We start from the raw sequence: 15,548 nt of genomic DNA, 5'->3' as shown, positions 1-15,548 counted from the left end.
ACCGGCGCAGGTCGCGCCCGTAGATCGATCCGCCGCCGCCGTCGGCCGGTCCGGACGACGACGGTTCCGCGGTCGGTCGTCCACCGGACCCGCCGGGGCGGGCCACGTCCGGGCAGTCCCAGAGGGCGGGCAGCGCAGTGAGCAAGGACGCACCGGTACCCCCGAATCCGGGCGATGACGGGCACCCTGTGCCAGGCTCTGTGGCATGGACGACAAGACCATCCTGAACCGGATCTCCGAGCTGGTCGACGAGGAGCACCGGCTGCGCGCGGAGGCCCAGGCCCACGAGTCCGGCACCGAGGGCGAGACCAGCGAGCGGCTGCGCGCCCTGGAGGAATCCCTCGACCAGTGCTGGGACCTGCTGCGCCGCCGCCGGGCCGCCCGATCCAGCCACGGCGACCCCGACTCGCAGGGCGAACGCCCCAAGCCCGAGGTGGAGCGCTACCTGCAGTGATCGACACGGGCGGGTCGGGCGGCCACCCCGGCCACCCGACCCGCTCCGGTCAGCGGATGCCCGCCTCGCGCAGCAACTCCCCCGTCAGCGCGCCGGGATCGGCCTGTTCGGCGCTCAACCCCCGGGCCACGAACCAGGCGCCGACCACCCGTACGTCGCGGGCCAGGAACTCGGGCCCCTGCGGGTTCGCCACCACGTCGACCACCTGCGGCAGATCGATCACGACCAGCCGCCCGGAGTGCACGAGCAGGTTGTACGGCGACAGGTCGCCGTGCGCGTAGCCCGCCCGGGCCAGCACGCGCAGCGCCTCGACCAGCTGGCCCCACAGGTCGCGCAGCTCGGCTGGGCCGGGCCGCAGCTGGGCCAGCCGGGGCGCCGCCAGGCCCGACCCGGCGTCGCCGACGAACTCCAACATCAGCTCGGTGCCCCGCAACTGCACGGGGTACGGCACGGCGATCCGGTCGTTCCCGGCGCCGATCTCCCAGAGCCGCGCCAGCGCCGCGAACTCGGCCGCCGCCCACTGCCCGGCGATCATCTGGCGGCCGAAGGCCGTCCGGCCGACCATCGCCCGCATCTCCCGGGAACGCCGCACGCGGCGGCCCTCCAGATAGCCGGCGTCACGGTGGAACAGCCGATGCTCGGCGTCCCGGTACCGCTTCACCGCCAGCAGGCAGGACCGGTCCGTGTCCGGCACCGCCCGGCGGACCAGGTGGACGTCCGCCTCCTTGCCGGTCTTCAGCACACCCAGCTCGGTGTCCTTGGCGGCCAGTTCGGTGACCAACCAGTCCGGGTACGGCTGTGGCCCGTGCACCGCGTCGTCCCAGGACGACCAGCGTTCGCCGGTGTCGGGATCAGGCTCGGTGTCGGGATCGGCGGGCGACTCGGTGGGCCGGGCCCGCTTCAGAAACTGCGGTTCGTCGTCGTCGAAGCGGCGCTTGCCGCGGGTCCGGCGCTCCAGCGCCGGGAGGTCATGATCGCGCACTGTGGTGAGGTTCCCTTGGTCGAGGCTGAGATAGGCAGCGGAAAGCGACCTGCGAAGACGGCCATGACCGGCCTCCTCTCCTCGAACGGGCGGTATGCCCGGTGCACGATGCGCCGCCCATCCTCGCCGCGGCTCGGTCAGCGGGTCAACCGAATTACGACGGTTTTCCGCGTCGGCCAGCGCCGGAAGCGTCAGCTCGACAGCGGTGGCCGCCGTCAGCCAGCGCCGGAAGTGTCAGCCAGCGGTGGCCGCGTCAGCTCGACTGCGGTGGCCGCGTCAGCTCGACTGCGGTGGCCGCGTCAGCTCGCGAGGACCGTGGCGACGGCGGCGATCAGCCCGTCCACCGTGCGGCTCGGCGCGAACCGGACGTCCGACCAGGTCCGCCCCCGGTGCAGCCAGACGCTGGGCAACCCCACCGCGGCGGCGCCGCCGATGTCCGCCTCCGGGCTGTCGCCGACCACCCACGCGCCACGCAGCGGCATCCGGACCCGCTGCGCGGCGAGCGCGAAGATCCGCGGGTTGGGCTTGCTGACCCCGGCCTCCTCGGAGATCACCCAGTCGGCGACGTAGCGGTCCAGGCCGGTACGACGGATCTTGGCGTCCTCCAGGCGTACCGTGCCGTTGCACACCACCACGGGCACCCACCCCGCGTCGTCGGCGATGCGCAGCGCGCAGGCGGTCAGCGGGTCGAGCCGGGTCTGCGCCACCACCCCGTCGTGCAGCTCCTCCACCAGGTCGATCGAGGGAATGCGCAGCTCGTAGCGGTCCCGGATCGCGTCGGCCAGGTCCCAGCGGTCGGTCAACCCGTCCGCGTCGAGCGAGACCAGCCAGTCGATGTCGGTGGAGGGCGCGCCGATGCGGTCCAGGAAGCGCTCACCCCAGCGGCGGAAGGGCCCGGCCCGGTCCAGCAGGGTGTTGTCCAGGTCCAGCAGGAGCAGTGGCACTCGGGCACCCTACGGGACCGACGTGTCCGCCAACAGACCCGCGTGTTTCGAGTTGACGATGGGCTTAACCGGTCAGCGACATCCGCGCGCCGCCCTGGCCCGGCAGCAGATCGGCGAGCATCGAATGGGCTGCCCGGGTGGCCGTCAGCACGGCCGGCTCGAGGGTCGCCACGAGCGTGTCCGTGCCCTCGTCGGCGCCCCGGGCGAGCGTACGTCCCTGCGGGTCGTAGATCGCCGCACCGCCGTTGAACCGCCACGGGTCGCTGCCGCCGACAGCGTTGGCGAAGACCACGAACATCGTGTTGTCCAGTGCCCGCGCCGCGTAGTACAGGTCCCGGCGGTGCTCCGAGCCGGCCAGGTAGCCGCTGGGACACAGGTAGGCGTGCGCGCCGTCGCGCGCGGCGGCCCGGCCGTGCTCCGGGAAGCAGCCGTCGTAGCAGATGCCCAGCCCGAGCCGCCAGTCGTCGACGAGCAGCGTGGCGCCCCGCCCGCCGGGGCTGAACAGGTCGCGCTCGTCGCCCCAGAGCTGCTGCTTGTCGTACCCGACCCGGACGGCGCCAGCGCGGTCGACCACGAGGGCGGCGATGGTCCGCCGGTCGTCCGGGTGCCGGACCGCGGCGCCGACCACCACGGTCACCCCGGCGGTCCGTGCCGCGGCGCGCAGCGGGTCGAGCCGACCGTCGGCGACCAGCCCGGCCGGGTCGGCCGCCACGTGGGTGCCGACCGGATCGGCGGCGAGGGTCGGCGGGTGGTACGCGCACAGGTACAGCTCGGGGAGGACGACCACCCGGGCGCCCTGCCCGGCGGCGAGCCGGACCAGCTCGGCGGCGGCCGCCGCGTTTCCGGCGACGTCACCGGGCGCCGGGGTGGCCTGGACGGTGGCGACGGTCAGCGGGCCGGACGGCGCGGGGTACGAGCGGGTCACCGCTGGATCGTAAACGTCGCGTTACCAAGCCGTACGTACGGTTTGCACCGCCCGAGGTGACCTGCGACGATCGAGGTGTGCCCAGAGTAAGTCAGGACCAGCTCGACGCGCGCCGGCAGGAGATCCTTGCCGCGGCCCGGGCGTGTTTCGCCCGACTCGGCTACGAGGGGGCCACCGTCCGCCGCCTCGAGGAGGCCACCGGCCTGTCCCGGGGCGCCATCTTCCACCACTTCCGCGACAAGGACTCGCTCTTCCTCGCCGTCGCCGAGGACGACGCCGCCGCCATGGTCGAAACGGTCGCCCGTAACGGTCTGGTGCAGGTGATGCGCGACCTGCTGGCCCGCGCCGTCTCGCCGGACACCACCGGCTGGCTGGGCAGTCAACTGGAGGTGTCCCGCCGGCTGCGCACCGATCCGGCGTTCGCCAAGCGCTGGGCCGAGCGGTCCGCCGCGATCGCCGAGGCGACCCGGGACCGGCTGGCCCGCCAGCGCGACGCCGGGGTGCTGCGCGAGGACGTACCGATCGACGTGCTGGCCCAGTTCCTGGAGCTGGCCTACGACGGCCTGGTGCTGCACCTGGCCATGGGCCGACCGGCCGGTGACCTGGGCCCGGTGCTGGACCTGGTCGAGGAGGCGGTCCGCCGCCGCTGAGCGGTGTTCGCGCCACCGCCGACGACGCGGGTGCCCCGGCCCGACCGGATGGCGACGGTGCTCCACAATGGGGCCGCCGACCCCTCCGGCGACAGGAGCAACCGATGATCGTCCACGCCGCCTCGGGCGACACCTGGGGTGTCCCCGGTCCGACCTTCCTGCGGCTCTACCTCGTGGCGGCCGTCGTGGTGGCCGCCGTCGCGGTGCTGCACCGGGTGCGTCTCGGCACCGGCGCGGAACCCCCCGTCGCCAAGCGGCTCGACCCCGAGGAGGTCGGCTACCTCAACGGTGGGCCGACCCTCGCGGTGCACGCCGCGCTGGGCGGCCTGCGGAGCAGCGGCGCGATCGACGTCGGCCCGGATCGTCACCTGCGCACCACCGGCCCGGCCCCGACCGGGCTCACCCCACTGAAGCAGGCGATCCACTGGGCCGCCCACCAGGGCGTCCGAGCCCGGGACCTGGCCCAGGACGAGCGGGTGGCCGCCGCGCTCGACCAGCTCGGGGCCCGCCTCGAAGAGCGGGGACTGCGAGTGAACCCGGCGCGGCGGGTCACCGCACAACAGTGGCGGCTGCTCCTCGCCGCCCTGCTGGTGTTCGGCGTCGTACGGCTGTTCGCCGGGCTGGCCAACGGCCGACCGGTGGGCTTCCTGCTGCTCACCCTGGTCGGCGTGGCGGTGGCGGTGCTGCTGCTCTGGCGGGTGCCGGAGACCACCCCGGCCGGTCGCAGCGCGCTGCGCGACCTGCGGAACCGACACCGCCACCTCGCTCCCGACTCGTCCCCCGCGTACGCCACCTACGGCGCGGCCGGCGCGGCGATGGGCGTGGCGCTGTACGGCACGGTGTCGCTGTGGGCCATCGACCCGGGCTTCGCCGCGCAGGCCGAGATCCAGCGCCAGGCGATCGCCAGCAGCGGCTGGTCGTCGGGTGCCGGCACCGGGTCGTCGGGTACGACCGGCAGCTCCTGCGGCGGTGGCAGCTCCTGCGGTGGAGGCGGCGGGTGCGGCGGCGGTGGGTGCGGCGGGTGACCGGCCCGTACGGCGTCGGCATCGGCTGGCGTCCCGAGATCGCCGGTTTCGTGGCCGAGCTGCCCGGGTTGCGCTTCGTCGAGGTGGTGGCCGAGTCCGTGGCGTCGGCCGGGCCCCTTCCGGTCGGGCTGACGGGGCTGCGCGAGCGCGGTGTGACAGTCGTACCCCATGGGGTGCGGCTCTCCCTCGGCGGCGTCGAACCGGTCGACCCGGCCCGCGTCGCCCACCTGGCCGCCGTCGCGCAGCGGGTGGACGCCCCGCTGGTCAGCGAGCACATCGCGTTCGTGCGGGCCGGTGGGCTCGAGGCCGGGCACCTGCTGCCGCTCCCTCGCAGCCGGAAGGCGGTCGACGCGGTCTGCGCGAACGTGGCCCGCGCGCAGGCCGAGCTGCCGGTGCCGATCGCGCTGGAACCGATCGCCGCCCTCTTCGACTGGCCCGACGACGAGCTGGACGAGGCGGACTTCCTCACCGAGATCCTGGACCGGACCGGCGCGCTGCTGCTGCTGGACGTCGCCAACGTGCACGCCAACGCCCGCAACCGGGGCACCGACCCGCTCGCGCTGCTCGACCGGCTGCCGCTGGACCGGATCGGCTACGTGCACGTGGCCGGCGGGGCCGAACACGGCGGCTTCTACCACGACACGCACACCCATCCCATGCCGCCGCAGGTGCTGGAGCTGGTCGGCGCGCTCTGTGCCCGGCGACGGCCGCCGGCGCTGCTGCTGGAGCGCGACGGCGGGTACCCGCCGGCCGCCGAGCTGCGCGCCGAACTGGACGCCCTGGCCGCGGCGTCCGGCTTCCCGGCCGTGACATGACCGGCGCTGCCGGCCGTGACCTGACCGGCGCTCCCGGCCGTGACCTGGCCGGCGCGGCCGGCGGCGACCGGGACGGCGCACCCGAGCGGCCCGCACCCCGGCCCGGCCTGGCCGCGCGGCAGGCGGAGTTGGTCGCGGCGCTGGTCGCCGGAGGTCCGTCGCCGGCCGGATTCGCGGTGGGGCCGCTGGCCGCCGCCCGGGCGGCGCTGCTGAACAAGCGCGCCGGCGAGGTGGCCCGGCACTGGCCGCTGCTCGCCGCCGGCCTCGGCCCGGCGTGGCTGTCGACCTTCGTCGACTGGGCCGCCGGCCGCCCCACGGCCGGCTCGCTGCGCGACGGCTGGGATCTGGCCCGGACCCTGCGCGGGCGGGCCGCACTGCCGCCATCGGGCGCGGAGGAGCTGGCGGTCCGGGAGGCGGCCCTGCGCTACGACGGGCACACCGCGCCACGTCCGCGCCGGCTGCCGGCCGTCGCCCGCGTCGGCGGCGCCATCGCGGTGCAGGTCGCCGGTCGGGTACGTCTGCTGCGCCCCGCCGCCAACGTTGGCGGGGACGCTCCGGATCGGGCAGGATCGGCGTTATGGATCTCGGACTGACCGACCGCGTGTACGTGCTGACCGGCGCCTCCCGCGGCCTGGGTTACGCGACGGCGCAGTGCCTGGTCGCCGACGGTGCCCGGGTGGTGCTCTCGGCGCGGGACGCGGACGCGGTGGCCGCCGCCGCCGAGCAGCTGGGCGGTCCGGGCAAGGCGGTCGGCGTCGCCGCGGACCTGACCGACCCGCAGACCCCGGAGCGGCTCGTCGCGGCGGCCCGCACCCACTTCGGCCGGCTCGACGGCGCGCTGATCTCGGTCGGCGGCCCGCCCGCCGGCAACGCCGCGTCGATCACCGACGAGCAGTGGCGGAACTCCTTCGAGACCGTCTTCCTGGGCACCGTCCGCACCGCGCGCGCCGTCGCCGGGGCCCTGCCCGACGGGGGCGCGATCGGGCTGGTGCTGTCCACGTCGGCCCGTGGGCCGGTGCCCGGCCTCGGCATCTCCAACGGCCTGCGGCCCGGCCTCGTCGGCGTCGCCAAGGACATCGCCGACGACTACGGCCCGCGCGGCGTACGCGTCGTCGGCCTGCTGCCCGGCCGGATCATGACGGACCGCAACCGGGAGCTGTTCGCCGCGACCGGCGACCCGGAGCGCGCCCGCGCCGAGGCGGAGGCCCTCATCCCGTTGCGACGCCTCGGCGACCCGGCCGAGTTCGGTCGGGTGGCCGCGTTCGTGCTCTCCCCCGCCGCGAGTTACCTGACCGGCCTCACCGTGCCGGTCGACGGCGGCGCGTTGCGGGGCCTGTGAAGCCTGACCGACCGCGAGCTTCCCGTGCGGTCACGCCGCACGGGCCGACCCAGCCCGGTCACCCGGCCGTTGATCGACTCGGCTCGCAGGAAGTCGGGCCGTCGACGCGACCAGGACACCCCGACTTCCAAGAACCCGGGTCGATCAACACGCGGTCCCGTCCGACCAAGACGGACCTGGCCGCAGCCGCGGACCGGACCATCCCGGACGTGCTCGCGCCAGCGCTGTCGGTGCTCTTCGTCGGCATCAATCCCGGCCTCTGGTCGGCCGCGACCGGGTGGCACTTCGCCCGGCCCGGCAACCGGTTCTGGCCGGCGCTGCACCTGGGCGGGTTCACCCCCCGACTGCTGCACCCGAGCGAGCAAGACGAGTTACCGCCCCTCGGCCTCGGCATCACCAACATGGCCGCCCGGGCCAGCGCCCGCGCCGACGAGCTGAGCGCCGCGGAACTGCTCGACGGCGCCGCGGTCCTGACCGACAAGGTGGCCCGATTCACACCACGCTGGGTGGCCGTGGTGGGGGTGACCGCGTACCGGATCGGTTTCCAACGGCCGAAGGCGGCCTTCGGGCCGCAACCGGAGTCGCTGGCCGGCTCCCGGCTCTGGGTGCTACCGAACCCGAGCGGGCTGAACGCCCACTTCACACCGGTCACGCTGGGCGCGGCGTTCGCCGAGCTGCGCGCGGCGACGGGCCTGCGGGTGCGCCGCCCGACCTGACCGTGTCGCCGTTGATCGACTCGACGTCAAGGAAGTCGGGCCGTCGACGCGACCGGGAGACCGCGACTTCCAGCAACCCGAGTCGATCAACCAAGGCGTCCGTCAGTTGGCGGCGGCCGGCGGCATCGCCTCGTCGGCGACGTACGTGCCCAGGGGCATGACCACCGGCTCGGGGCCGGTCGCGTCCACGAAGGGGCGGGGCGAGTCGGCGACCGCGAACTGGGTGCGGTACAGCTCGGCGTAGAGCCCGCCGACGGCGACCAGCTCGTCGTGCCGGCCGCGCTCGACGATCCGACCGCCGTCGAGCACGAGGATCTGGTCGGCGTCCCGGACGGTGGAGAGCCGGTGGGCGATCACCAGGGCGGTACGTCCGGCCAGCGCCACCGACAGCGCACGCTGCACCGCGGCCTCGCTCTCCGAGTCGAGGTGTGCGGTCGCCTCGTCGAGGATGACGATCGACGGGGCCTTGAGCAGCAGTCGGGCGATGGCGATGCGCTGCTTCTCGCCGCCGGAGAAGCGGTAGCCGCGCTCCCCCACCGTCGTGTCCAGACCGTCGGGCAGCGACCGGACCAGGTCGGCGACCTGGGCGCCGGCGAGCGCAGCCCAGATCTCGTCGTCGGTGGCGTCGGGCTTGGCGTAGCGCAGGTTCTCGGCGATGGTCTCGTGGAACAGGTGCGAGTCCTGGGTGACCACACCGATCTCGTCGCGCAGGGAGGCGAGCGTCGCGTCGCGCACGTCCACCCCGCCGACCAGGACCTGGCCGTCGGAGACGTCGTAGATCCGGGAGACGAGCATCGACAGCGTCGACTTGCCCGCGCCCGACGGCCCCACCAGGGCGACCATCTGCCCCGGCTCGACGCTGAACGAGACGCCCTTGAGCACCGGCTCATTGACGGTGCGGTCGAGGGTGGCGACCTCCTCCAGCGAGGCGAGGGAAATCTCGGCCGCGCTGGGATAGCGGAAGCGCACGTCGCGGAAGTCGACCCGGCCGGCGCCCCGGGGCACCGGGACGGCATCGGCCTTCTCCACGATGCCGGGCTTGAGGTCGAGCACCTCGAAGACCCGGTCGAAGGAGACCAGCGCGCTCATCACGTCCACGCGGACGTTGGAGAGCGCGGTGAGCGGCCCGTACAGGCGGGTGAGCAGCAGCGCGAGGGTCACGACGGTGCCCGCGCTGACGCCGCCGGTGACGGCGAGCCAGCCGCCGAGACCGTAGGTGAGCGCCTGCGCCAGCGAGGCGACCAGCAGCATCGCCACGAAGAATGTCCGGGAGTACATGGCGGACTGGATGCCGATGTCACGCACCCGCTCGGCCCGGTCGGCGAACCGGCGGGCCTCGATCTCGGGCTGCCCGAACAGCTTCACGAGCAGCGCGCCGGCCACCCCGAACCGCTCGGTCATCGTCGCGTTCATCTTGGCGTCGAGGTTGTACGCCTCGCGCGTGATGTCGGCCAGCCGCCGGCCCACCCGGCGTGCCGGGATGATGAAGATCGGCAGCAGCACCAGCGAGAGCGCGGTGATCTGCCAGGAGAGGGTGAACATCACCGCGGCGGTGAGCACCAGTTGGATGACGTTGCTGACCACGCCGGACAGGGTGGAGGTGAACGCGCGCTGGGCGCCGAGCACGTCGTTGTTGAGCCGGCTGACCAGGGCGCCGGTCTGGGTGCGGGTGAAGAACTGCAACGGCATCCGCTGCACGTGGTCGTAGACGCGGGTGCGCAGGTCGAGGATGATGCCCTCGCCGATGCGGGCGGAATACCACCGCTGGGCCAGGGACAGCAACGCGTCGGCGACCGCCAGCCCGGCGATGAACAGGGCCAACCGGACGATGAGCCGACCAGCCTCGGTGCCGCCCCGGTTGATCGCGTTGATCACGTCACCGGCGAGCACCGGCGTGGCGACGCCGATGATGGCGGCGAGCACGACCGTGGCCAGGAAGACGACGATGTCGCGCCGGTAGGGCTGGGCGAAGGCGACGATGCGGCGGGCCACCCCGCCCTTGAGCCGGTGGGTGGAGACTTCGTCGCGGTTGCGCATCGACCGGAGCATGCTCCACCCGGCCATGCCACCGCCGGACATCGGGCTGGACACCACTCACCTCCGGGTCGTCGGGCGGACCGCGCTGTCGGGTCAATTCTCCCGACAGGTGTGACAACCTCGGTCGTAACCCGGATCTTCCCGCGCGGTCCTTACTATTCGCCCCGGCCGGCGAGATCGCGCAGGCGGCGGGTCTGCGCCTCACGCTCGGCCCGCTGCTGGTCGGCGTGCGACCGCCCGGCCGCGCCGGCGAGCAGCGCCTTGATCTCCACCACCGCGTCCCGCGGGCCGGCCAACAGGCCCGCCGTGAGGTCGCGGACCGCGTCGTCCAGCTCTCCCGAGGGTACGACGAGAGTAGCCAGCCCGATCCGGTCGGCCTCGGCGGCGTCCAGCCGGCGGCCCGTGGCGCAGATCTCCAGCGCCCGGGAGTAGCCGACGAGCTCCACGAGACGCTTCGTGCCAGCCAGGTCGGGCACCAACCCGAGCGTCACCTCGGCCATCGAGAACCTCGCGTCGGCGGCGAGGACCCGCAGGTCGCAGGCGAGGGCAAGCTGGAAGCCGGCACCGATCGCGTGCCCCTGCACCGCCGCCACGGAGATGACGTCCGGCCGGTGCAGCCAGCTGAAGCCGCCCTGGAACTCGGCGATCCGGTCGGCGCACTCGTCCTCGGGCAGCGTGGCCAGCTCGGCGAACGACCCCGGGCCGGACGCACCGGCAACCGCGAGGTCGAGACCGGCGGAGAACGCACGCCCCTCGCCCCGGACCACCACCACCCGTACGTCACCGGGCAGGTCGCGCGAGAATTCGCTCATCGCGCGCCACATGGCCGGTGTCTGGGCATTGAGCACGTCGGGCCGGCACAACGTCACCGTGGCGACCGGCCCGTCGCAGGTCAGCCGAACCCCGGTCGCCTCGGCGGTCACCGGACTGCCCGGGGAGCGGCGTTGGTCAACGACGCTAAGGGGCGGGTCACGCCTTCTTGCGGCGCCGGGCACCGCCGCGCTGACGCAGCTGAACCCCGGACTCGGTGAGCACTCGGTGGATGAACCCGTAGGAACGGCCGGTCGAGGCCGCCAGCGCGCGGATGCTCTCCCCCGAGGTGTACCGCTTTACCAGGTCCTTGGCGAGCGTCTGACGCTCGGCTCCGACGATCCGGCGACCCTTCTCAGTGCTGGTGGCTGTGCCAGTGGCTGCCATGCTGTGTCCTCACGTCCCAGACTGTGCGGTTCGGATACGGTCCCACCTATTAGACCGCCTCGGACGATCATGCGCCAGATATCAACTCTTCGCCAACCGACACGCTATGCAATGTCAGGTTCCCGATAGAGTGATCCTCCCGAACCGTCCCGCTCTGCCACCCGAACGGTCCACCCGAGCGCGGTGACACCTCCACCCGTACGCTCCCGGACGTGATCGACCTGTTCGGCACCGCAGCCGGCGCGGCCGTCGTCTTCGCCGCCACCGACATCGACGACATCGTCATCCTCACGCTGTTCTTCGTCGCGGCCCGCACCACCGGCCGCCCGCGCACCGCGCAGATCGTCGCCGGCCAATATCTGGGCATCGGCGCGCTCGCGCTGGCCAGCGCGGTGGTCGCCGCCGGGTTGCTGGCCGTGCCGGACCCGTGGACCGGGCTGCTCGGCCTGCTGCCGATCGCGCTGGGCGTCCGCGCGCTGTGGCACCGGGACGACGACGAGCCGGCCACCGTGGTCACCGGCACGCTCGGCGTGGCCGGGGTGACGATCGCCAACGGGGCCGACAACGTCGCCGTCTACGTACCCGTGTTCCGGGCTCTCGGCCCCGGCGACAGCGCGGTGTTCCTGCTGATCTTCGTGGTGCTGATCGGCCTGTGGTGCGCCGCCGCGGCCTGGCTGGGCGGCCACCGGCGGGTGGTCGCCCTGGTGGAGCGTGCCGGGCACTGGCTGGTACCGGCGATCTTCGTCGGCATCGGTGTGGTGATCCTGGTCAGCTCCGGCGTGCTGGGCCGGCTCGTCGACCTGCTGGGCTGAGACCGGTCCGGCTGGTCGACCCTGCTGGGCTGAGGCCCGGCGGTCCGGCCACCCGACCGCCCGGCGCAGCGGTCAGGCCAGCTCGACCAGTTCGAGGAGGTCGTCGCTCCAGGCGTCCTCGTCGCCGTCGGGCAGCAGGATCGCGCGGTCCGGCTTGAGCGCGAGCACCGCGCCCGGGTCGTGCGTGACCAGCACGATCGCGCCCGGGTAGTTGGCGATCGCGTCGAGCACCTGCTCGCGGCTGACCGGGTCGAGGTTGTTGGTCGGCTCGTCGAGCAGCAGCACGTTGGCGCCCGAGCAGACCAGCGTGGACAGGGCCAGCCGGGTCTTCTCGCCACCGGAGAGCACCCCGGCCGGCTTGTTCACGTCGTCGCCGGAGAAGAGGAACGCGCCGAGGATCTTGCGCAGGTCCGTGTCGGACTGCTCGATCGCGGCGGCGCGCATGTTCTCCAGCACCGTCCGCTCCACGTCCAGCGTCTCGTGCTCCTGCGCGTAGTAGCCCAACCGCAGTCCGTGCCCCGCGTGCACCTCGCCGGTGTCCGGGCTGAGCAGCCCGCCGAGCATCCGCAGCAGCGTCGTCTTGCCGGCGCCGTTGAGCCCGAGGATGGCCACCCGGGAACCCCGGTCCACCGCCACGTTGACGTCGGTGAAGATCTCCAACGAGCCGTACGACTTGGAGAGGCCGGTCGCCGTCAGCGGCGTCTTGCCGCACGGGGCGGGGCTGGGGAAGCGGACCTTTGCCACCCGGTCGGCGACGCGTACCTCCTCCAGGCCCGAGATCAGCTTCTCGGCGCGGCGGGCCATGTTCTGCGCGGCGACGGTCTTGGTGGCCTTGGCCCGCATCTTGTCGGCCTGCGCCATCAGCGCGCCGGCCTTCTTCTCGGCGTTGGCCCGCTCGCGGCGGCGACGTCGCTCGTCGGTCTCGCGGGCCTCCAGGTACGCCTTCCAGCCCAGGTTGTAGACGTCGATCACGCTTCGGGTGGCGTCGAGGAACCAGACCTTGTTGACCACCGACTCCAGCAGCGCGCCATCGTGGGAGATCACGATGAGCCCGCCCTTGTGGTTGGCGAGGAAGCCGCGCAGCCAGGTGATCGAGTCGGCGTCGAGGTGGTTGGTCGGCTCGTCGAGCAGCAGGATGCCGCCGCCGTTCTCACCGGCGTCCCGGAACAGGATCCGGGCCAGCTCGATGCGCCGGCGCTGACCGCCGGAGAGGGTGCCGATGGTCTGGGCGAGCGCGCGGTCCGGCAGCCCGAGGTTGGCGCAGATCCGGGCGGCCTCGGCCTCGGCGGCGTACCCGCCGAGGGCGGCGAACTGGTCCTCCAGCGCGCCGTAGCGGCGGACCAACTTGTCGCTGGCGTCCTCGGCCAGTTGGGCCTCGATCTCCTTCATCTGGGACATCAGCACGTCCAGGCCGCGGGCGGAGAGCACCCGGTCGCGGCCGGTGACCTCCAGGTCGCCGGTGCGGGGGTCCTGCGGGAGGTAGCCGATGGCGCTGCGCTGGTCGATCTGCCCGCCGTACGGCTGGCCCTCGCCGGCGAGCACCTTCAGGGTGGTGGTCTTGCCGGCGCCGTTGCGGCCGACCAGGCCGATCCGGTCACCGGGCTGCACGCGCAGGGTGGTGTCGGACAGCAGGATCCGGGAGCCGGCGCGCAGTTCCAGGCCGGTGGCAGTGATCATCTTGTGGGACTCGCTCTCGGGGTCTGGAAGGCTGACTCAGGGCACGCGAAAGCGCCGGCGGGCGGTGGGCCCGTCGGCGCGGGGCGGTTCAGCCTTCGCAGCGCGGCACGGGGACAAGTGTACCGGGGCGCGGTCGAGCGGCCGGGTCGGATTACCAATCAAGATCATCGGGTACCGAATCGCCGTCCGGACCCGGTCCGGCGCTGACGGCCTATCACAGGACATTTCACGCGATCGAGGTCATCATGGAGCTGAACGAGAACGCGCAGGTCGACACCAGTCAGGTAGAGGACATGCGTGGATCCGGCGGAGGCGGCGGGGGCGGAGGCCTCGGGATCCCGATCCCCGGGGGCGGCGGCCGGGGCGGCGGCCTGATCGGCATCATCATCGCCGTCGTGCTGGCGTTGGCCGGTGGCGGGTTCGGGCTCAGCCAGCTCGGCGGCGGAGGCGGCAGCGACCAGCCAGCCGACAACTCCAGCCTGGACGCCGAGTGCTCCGCGAGCGCGACCAAGACCGAGGACTGCCGCAACACCCTCTTCATCAATTCCATCCAGGCTTACTGGAAGGACGCCATGCCGAAGGCGTTCGGCGACCAGTACCAGCCGGTCACCACCCGGTTCTTCAGCAACAGCGTGAACACCGGCTGCGGTCAGGCCGACTCGGGTGTCGGCCCGTTCTACTGCCCGGCGGACAAGCATGTCTACATCGACCTGACCTTCTACGACACGCTCAAGTCCGAGTTCGGCGTCACTGGCGAATTCCCCCAGCCGTACGTTCTCGCGCACGAGTACGGCCACCACGTGCAGGACCTGCTCGGCACCGAGGCCAAGGCGCAGGACGGCAAGACCGGGCCTACCTCCGGCTCGGTCCGGCTGGAGTTGCAGGCGGACTGCTTCGCGGGCGCCTGGGCCAACCACGCCACCGAGACCAAGTCGAAGAACGACAAGGCGATCTTCAAGTCGATCAGCGAGCAGGACATCCAGGACGCGGTGGACACCGCTGGCGCGATCGGCGACGACGCCATTCAGCAGAAGTCCGGCCGGGGCAGCGACCCGAGCTCGTACACCCACGGCACCGCCGCCCAGCGGCAGAAGTGGTTCGAGCAGGGCTACAACAGCGGCGACCCGAAGACCTGCGACACCTTCGGCACCAACCAGCTCTGACAGCTCCACGCGGTCGCGGCAGGCCCTCCGAGCGGGCCTGCCGCGATTGTCGTTGGGTGGTCAGTCGAGCCGGGACACCTGGTAGTGCCCGATCAACCAGGCGTCGTGGACCCGCCGCACCAGCACGCCGAGGTACACCCTCAGCGCCGGCCGGTCGGTGAACCCGAACTCGACCTCCAGATAGCCGAGGACCACGTCGTCCGCGAGCCGCCGGGTCTCCCGGATCTCGTACGCGGCGGTCAGGCCCAGCGGCTGTGCCGCGTAGTACGCCGCGATGCCGTCCCGGCCGACGGCGTACGGGTGCAGGCCCTGGAAGATCGCGTCATCCGCGAAGACCGACGCGACGCGGTCCGGCTCGTGCGCGTCGACCGCCGACCTCCACCGGTTCAGGACCGCGCGCAGGATCTCCACCTCGTCACCGGCCACGGTCACCGCCCCGGCCGACCGGGGTCGTTCGGGTGCGGCGTCAACGGCGTGACGGTCTCCCGCCGCCAGGCGCGCAGCGGCATCGACGCGAGGACCGCCTCCAACTCGTCCGCGTCGGCAGCCTCGAAGAGCCCCCACGTACGCCACTCCCCCGGCGCCAGCGGCGGCCGCCACAGGCGCAGCAGACTGCCCCGCGCCGTCAACTCGGCCGAACGCGCCGCCTCACGCGCACGCATCTCGGCAACCCCGTCCTCCGAGGTGCCGGCGGGCACCGTCGTCACCATGTCCACCAGGAACTCCACGCGCCCATCCTCCGACGATGCGCGCCGCACCACGCCCCGAACCCCCGTTCGGGTGGCGGTCATCTCTGCTCCGGCTCGACGGGG

17 protein-coding genes and 2 pseudogenes are annotated in these 15,548 nt (G+C 73.1%); 9 read left to right on the top strand and 10 right to left on the bottom strand.

The genetic code is table 11. The annotated features are described in order from the left end of the window. The first annotated feature begins 205 nt into the window (after positions 1–205). Positions 206–454, top strand: coding sequence for a DUF2630 family protein (locus AB0B55_RS06930; protein ID WP_355053546.1), 249 nt, complete (start codon positions 206–208; stop codon positions 452–454). A 49-nt stretch (positions 455–503) separates the two neighbouring features. Here the strand turns inward: AB0B55_RS06930 and AB0B55_RS06925 are convergent, their stop codons facing one another. From AB0B55_RS06925 to AB0B55_RS06915, 3 genes are all read right to left on the bottom strand, one after another. Next, complete coding sequence (locus AB0B55_RS06925; RefSeq protein WP_357170869.1) at positions 504–1,436, bottom strand: RIO1 family regulatory kinase/ATPase; 933 nt, start codon at positions 1,434–1,436, stop codon at positions 504–506. 299 nt (positions 1,437–1,735) lie between these two features. Beyond that, complete coding sequence (locus tag AB0B55_RS06920; RefSeq protein ID WP_357134343.1) at positions 1,736–2,380, bottom strand: HAD family hydrolase; 645 nt, start codon at positions 2,378–2,380, stop codon at positions 1,736–1,738. Between the two features lie 64 nt (positions 2,381–2,444). Continuing rightward, positions 2,445–3,305 (bottom strand): carbon-nitrogen hydrolase family protein, encoded by an 861-nt coding sequence (locus AB0B55_RS06915; RefSeq protein ID WP_357134341.1) that lies wholly within the window; start codon positions 3,303–3,305, stop codon positions 2,445–2,447. A gap of 56 nt (positions 3,306–3,361) precedes the next feature. Between AB0B55_RS06915 and AB0B55_RS06910 the strand changes: the two are divergent. Next, positions 3,362–3,556, top strand: a pseudogene (locus AB0B55_RS06910) (helix-turn-helix domain-containing protein); the annotation flags it as partial. 324 nt (positions 3,557–3,880) lie between these two features. Here AB0B55_RS06910 and AB0B55_RS06905 read toward each other — a convergent pair. Continuing rightward, a pseudogene (locus AB0B55_RS06905) lies at positions 3,881–4,021 on the bottom strand (hypothetical protein); the annotation flags it as partial. A gap of 38 nt (positions 4,022–4,059) precedes the next feature. On the opposite strand from AB0B55_RS06905, the gene AB0B55_RS06900 reads away from it, so the two are divergent. From AB0B55_RS06900 to mug, 5 genes are all read left to right on the top strand, one after another. After that, positions 4,060–4,980, top strand: coding sequence for a TIGR04222 domain-containing membrane protein (locus AB0B55_RS06900; protein ID WP_357170866.1), 921 nt, complete (start codon positions 4,060–4,062; stop codon positions 4,978–4,980). Further along, positions 4,977–5,795, top strand: coding sequence for a DUF692 domain-containing protein (locus AB0B55_RS06895; RefSeq protein WP_357170864.1), 819 nt, complete (start codon positions 4,977–4,979; stop codon positions 5,793–5,795). Before AB0B55_RS06900 ends, AB0B55_RS06895 begins: the two co-directional genes overlap by 4 nt. A 107-nt stretch (positions 5,796–5,902) precedes the next feature. Beyond that, a complete protein-coding gene (locus tag AB0B55_RS06890; RefSeq protein ID WP_357171221.1) occupies positions 5,903–6,388 on the top strand; it encodes a hypothetical protein in 486 nt (161 codons plus the stop codon). Beyond that, the gene (locus AB0B55_RS06885; protein WP_357170862.1) at positions 6,373–7,134 is read left to right on the top strand and encodes an SDR family oxidoreductase; all 762 of its coding nucleotides are present in this window, start codon (positions 6,373–6,375) and stop codon (positions 7,132–7,134) included. Before AB0B55_RS06890 ends, AB0B55_RS06885 begins: the two co-directional genes overlap by 16 nt. A gap of 143 nt (positions 7,135–7,277) precedes the next feature. After that, entirely contained in the window at positions 7,278–7,850 is a 573-nt protein-coding gene (gene mug / locus AB0B55_RS06880; RefSeq protein WP_357171219.1) for a G/U mismatch-specific DNA glycosylase, read from the top strand. Between the two features lie 102 nt (positions 7,851–7,952). Here mug and AB0B55_RS06875 read toward each other — a convergent pair whose 3' ends face one another. The 3 genes from AB0B55_RS06875 to AB0B55_RS06865 all read right to left on the bottom strand — a co-directional run bounded on the left by AB0B55_RS06875 (position 7,953) and on the right by AB0B55_RS06865 (position 11,084). After that, on the bottom strand, positions 7,953–9,929 hold the full coding sequence (locus AB0B55_RS06875) for an ABC transporter ATP-binding protein (protein WP_357171217.1): 1,977 nt from the start codon (positions 9,927–9,929) through the stop codon (positions 7,953–7,955). A gap of 113 nt (positions 9,930–10,042) precedes the next feature. Continuing rightward, positions 10,043–10,810 carry an enoyl-CoA hydratase/isomerase family protein gene (locus AB0B55_RS06870; protein ID WP_357134333.1) on the bottom strand — a complete coding sequence of 256 codons (768 nt, stop codon included), beginning with the start codon at positions 10,808–10,810 and terminating at the stop codon, positions 10,043–10,045. Positions 10,811–10,856: 46 nt separating this feature from the next. After that, positions 10,857–11,084 carry a helix-turn-helix domain-containing protein gene (locus tag AB0B55_RS06865; protein WP_007462679.1) on the bottom strand — a complete coding sequence of 76 codons (228 nt, stop codon included), beginning with the start codon at positions 11,082–11,084 and terminating at the stop codon, positions 10,857–10,859. Between the two features lie 212 nt (positions 11,085–11,296). Between AB0B55_RS06865 and AB0B55_RS06860 the strand changes: the two genes are divergently transcribed. Beyond that, positions 11,297–11,896 (top strand): cadmium resistance transporter, encoded by a 600-nt coding sequence (locus tag AB0B55_RS06860; protein ID WP_357134331.1) that lies wholly within the window; start codon positions 11,297–11,299, stop codon positions 11,894–11,896. A 72-nt stretch (positions 11,897–11,968) separates the two neighbouring features. Here the strand turns inward: AB0B55_RS06860 and AB0B55_RS06855 are convergent, their stop codons facing one another. Further along, positions 11,969–13,573, bottom strand: a complete 1,605-nt coding sequence (locus AB0B55_RS06855; protein WP_357134329.1) for an ABC-F family ATP-binding cassette domain-containing protein — start codon at positions 13,571–13,573, stop codon at positions 11,969–11,971. Positions 13,574–13,818: 245 nt separating this feature from the next. On the opposite strand from AB0B55_RS06855, the gene AB0B55_RS06850 reads away from it, so the two are divergent. Beyond that, entirely contained in the window at positions 13,819–14,736 is a 918-nt protein-coding gene (locus AB0B55_RS06850) for a neutral zinc metallopeptidase (RefSeq protein ID WP_357134327.1), read from the top strand. 60 nt (positions 14,737–14,796) lie between these two features. Here AB0B55_RS06850 and AB0B55_RS06845 read toward each other — a convergent pair whose 3' ends face one another. Both AB0B55_RS06845 and AB0B55_RS06840 read right to left on the bottom strand, forming a co-directional pair. Continuing rightward, on the bottom strand, positions 14,797–15,162 hold the full coding sequence (locus AB0B55_RS06845; protein WP_357170860.1) for an SgcJ/EcaC family oxidoreductase: 366 nt from the start codon (positions 15,160–15,162) through the stop codon (positions 14,797–14,799). Between the two features lie 2 nt (positions 15,163–15,164). Beyond that, positions 15,165–15,464: a muconolactone Delta-isomerase family protein gene (locus tag AB0B55_RS06840; RefSeq protein ID WP_357134323.1), complete on the bottom strand. Its 300-nt coding sequence runs from the start codon at positions 15,462–15,464 to the stop codon at positions 15,165–15,167. Positions 15,465–15,548 lie beyond the last annotated feature (84 nt).

The sequence above is a fragment of the Micromonospora sp. NPDC049107 genome (genome assembly GCF_040648595.1).
Taxonomy (GTDB): Bacteria; Actinomycetota; Actinomycetes; order Mycobacteriales; family Micromonosporaceae; genus Micromonospora.
Note: the sequence above shows the minus strand (reverse complement) of the source record. Positions and strands in the feature narration are given on the sequence as shown.

Bases quoted from the DNA above. Each gene is read 5' to 3' on its own strand.
- AB0B55_RS06930 (WP_355053546.1), top strand. From the start codon at position 206: ATGGACGACAAGACCATCCTGAACCGGATCTCCGAGCTGGTCGACGAG.
- AB0B55_RS06900 (WP_357170866.1), top strand. From the start codon at position 4,060: ATGATCGTCCACGCCGCCTCGGGCGACACCTGGGGTGTCCCCGGTCCG.
- AB0B55_RS06885 (WP_357170862.1), top strand. From the start codon at position 6,373: ATGGATCTCGGACTGACCGACCGCGTGTACGTGCTGACCGGCGCCTCC.
- AB0B55_RS06875 (WP_357171217.1), bottom strand. From the start codon at position 9,929: ATGTCCGGCGGTGGCATGGCCGGGTGGAGCATGCTCCGGTCGATGCGC.
- AB0B55_RS06865 (WP_007462679.1), bottom strand. From the start codon at position 11,084: ATGGCAGCCACTGGCACAGCCACCAGCACTGAGAAGGGTCGCCGGATC.
- AB0B55_RS06855 (WP_357134329.1), bottom strand. From the start codon at position 13,573: ATGATCACTGCCACCGGCCTGGAACTGCGCGCCGGCTCCCGGATCCTG.
- AB0B55_RS06850 (WP_357134327.1), top strand. From the start codon at position 13,819: ATGGAGCTGAACGAGAACGCGCAGGTCGACACCAGTCAGGTAGAGGAC.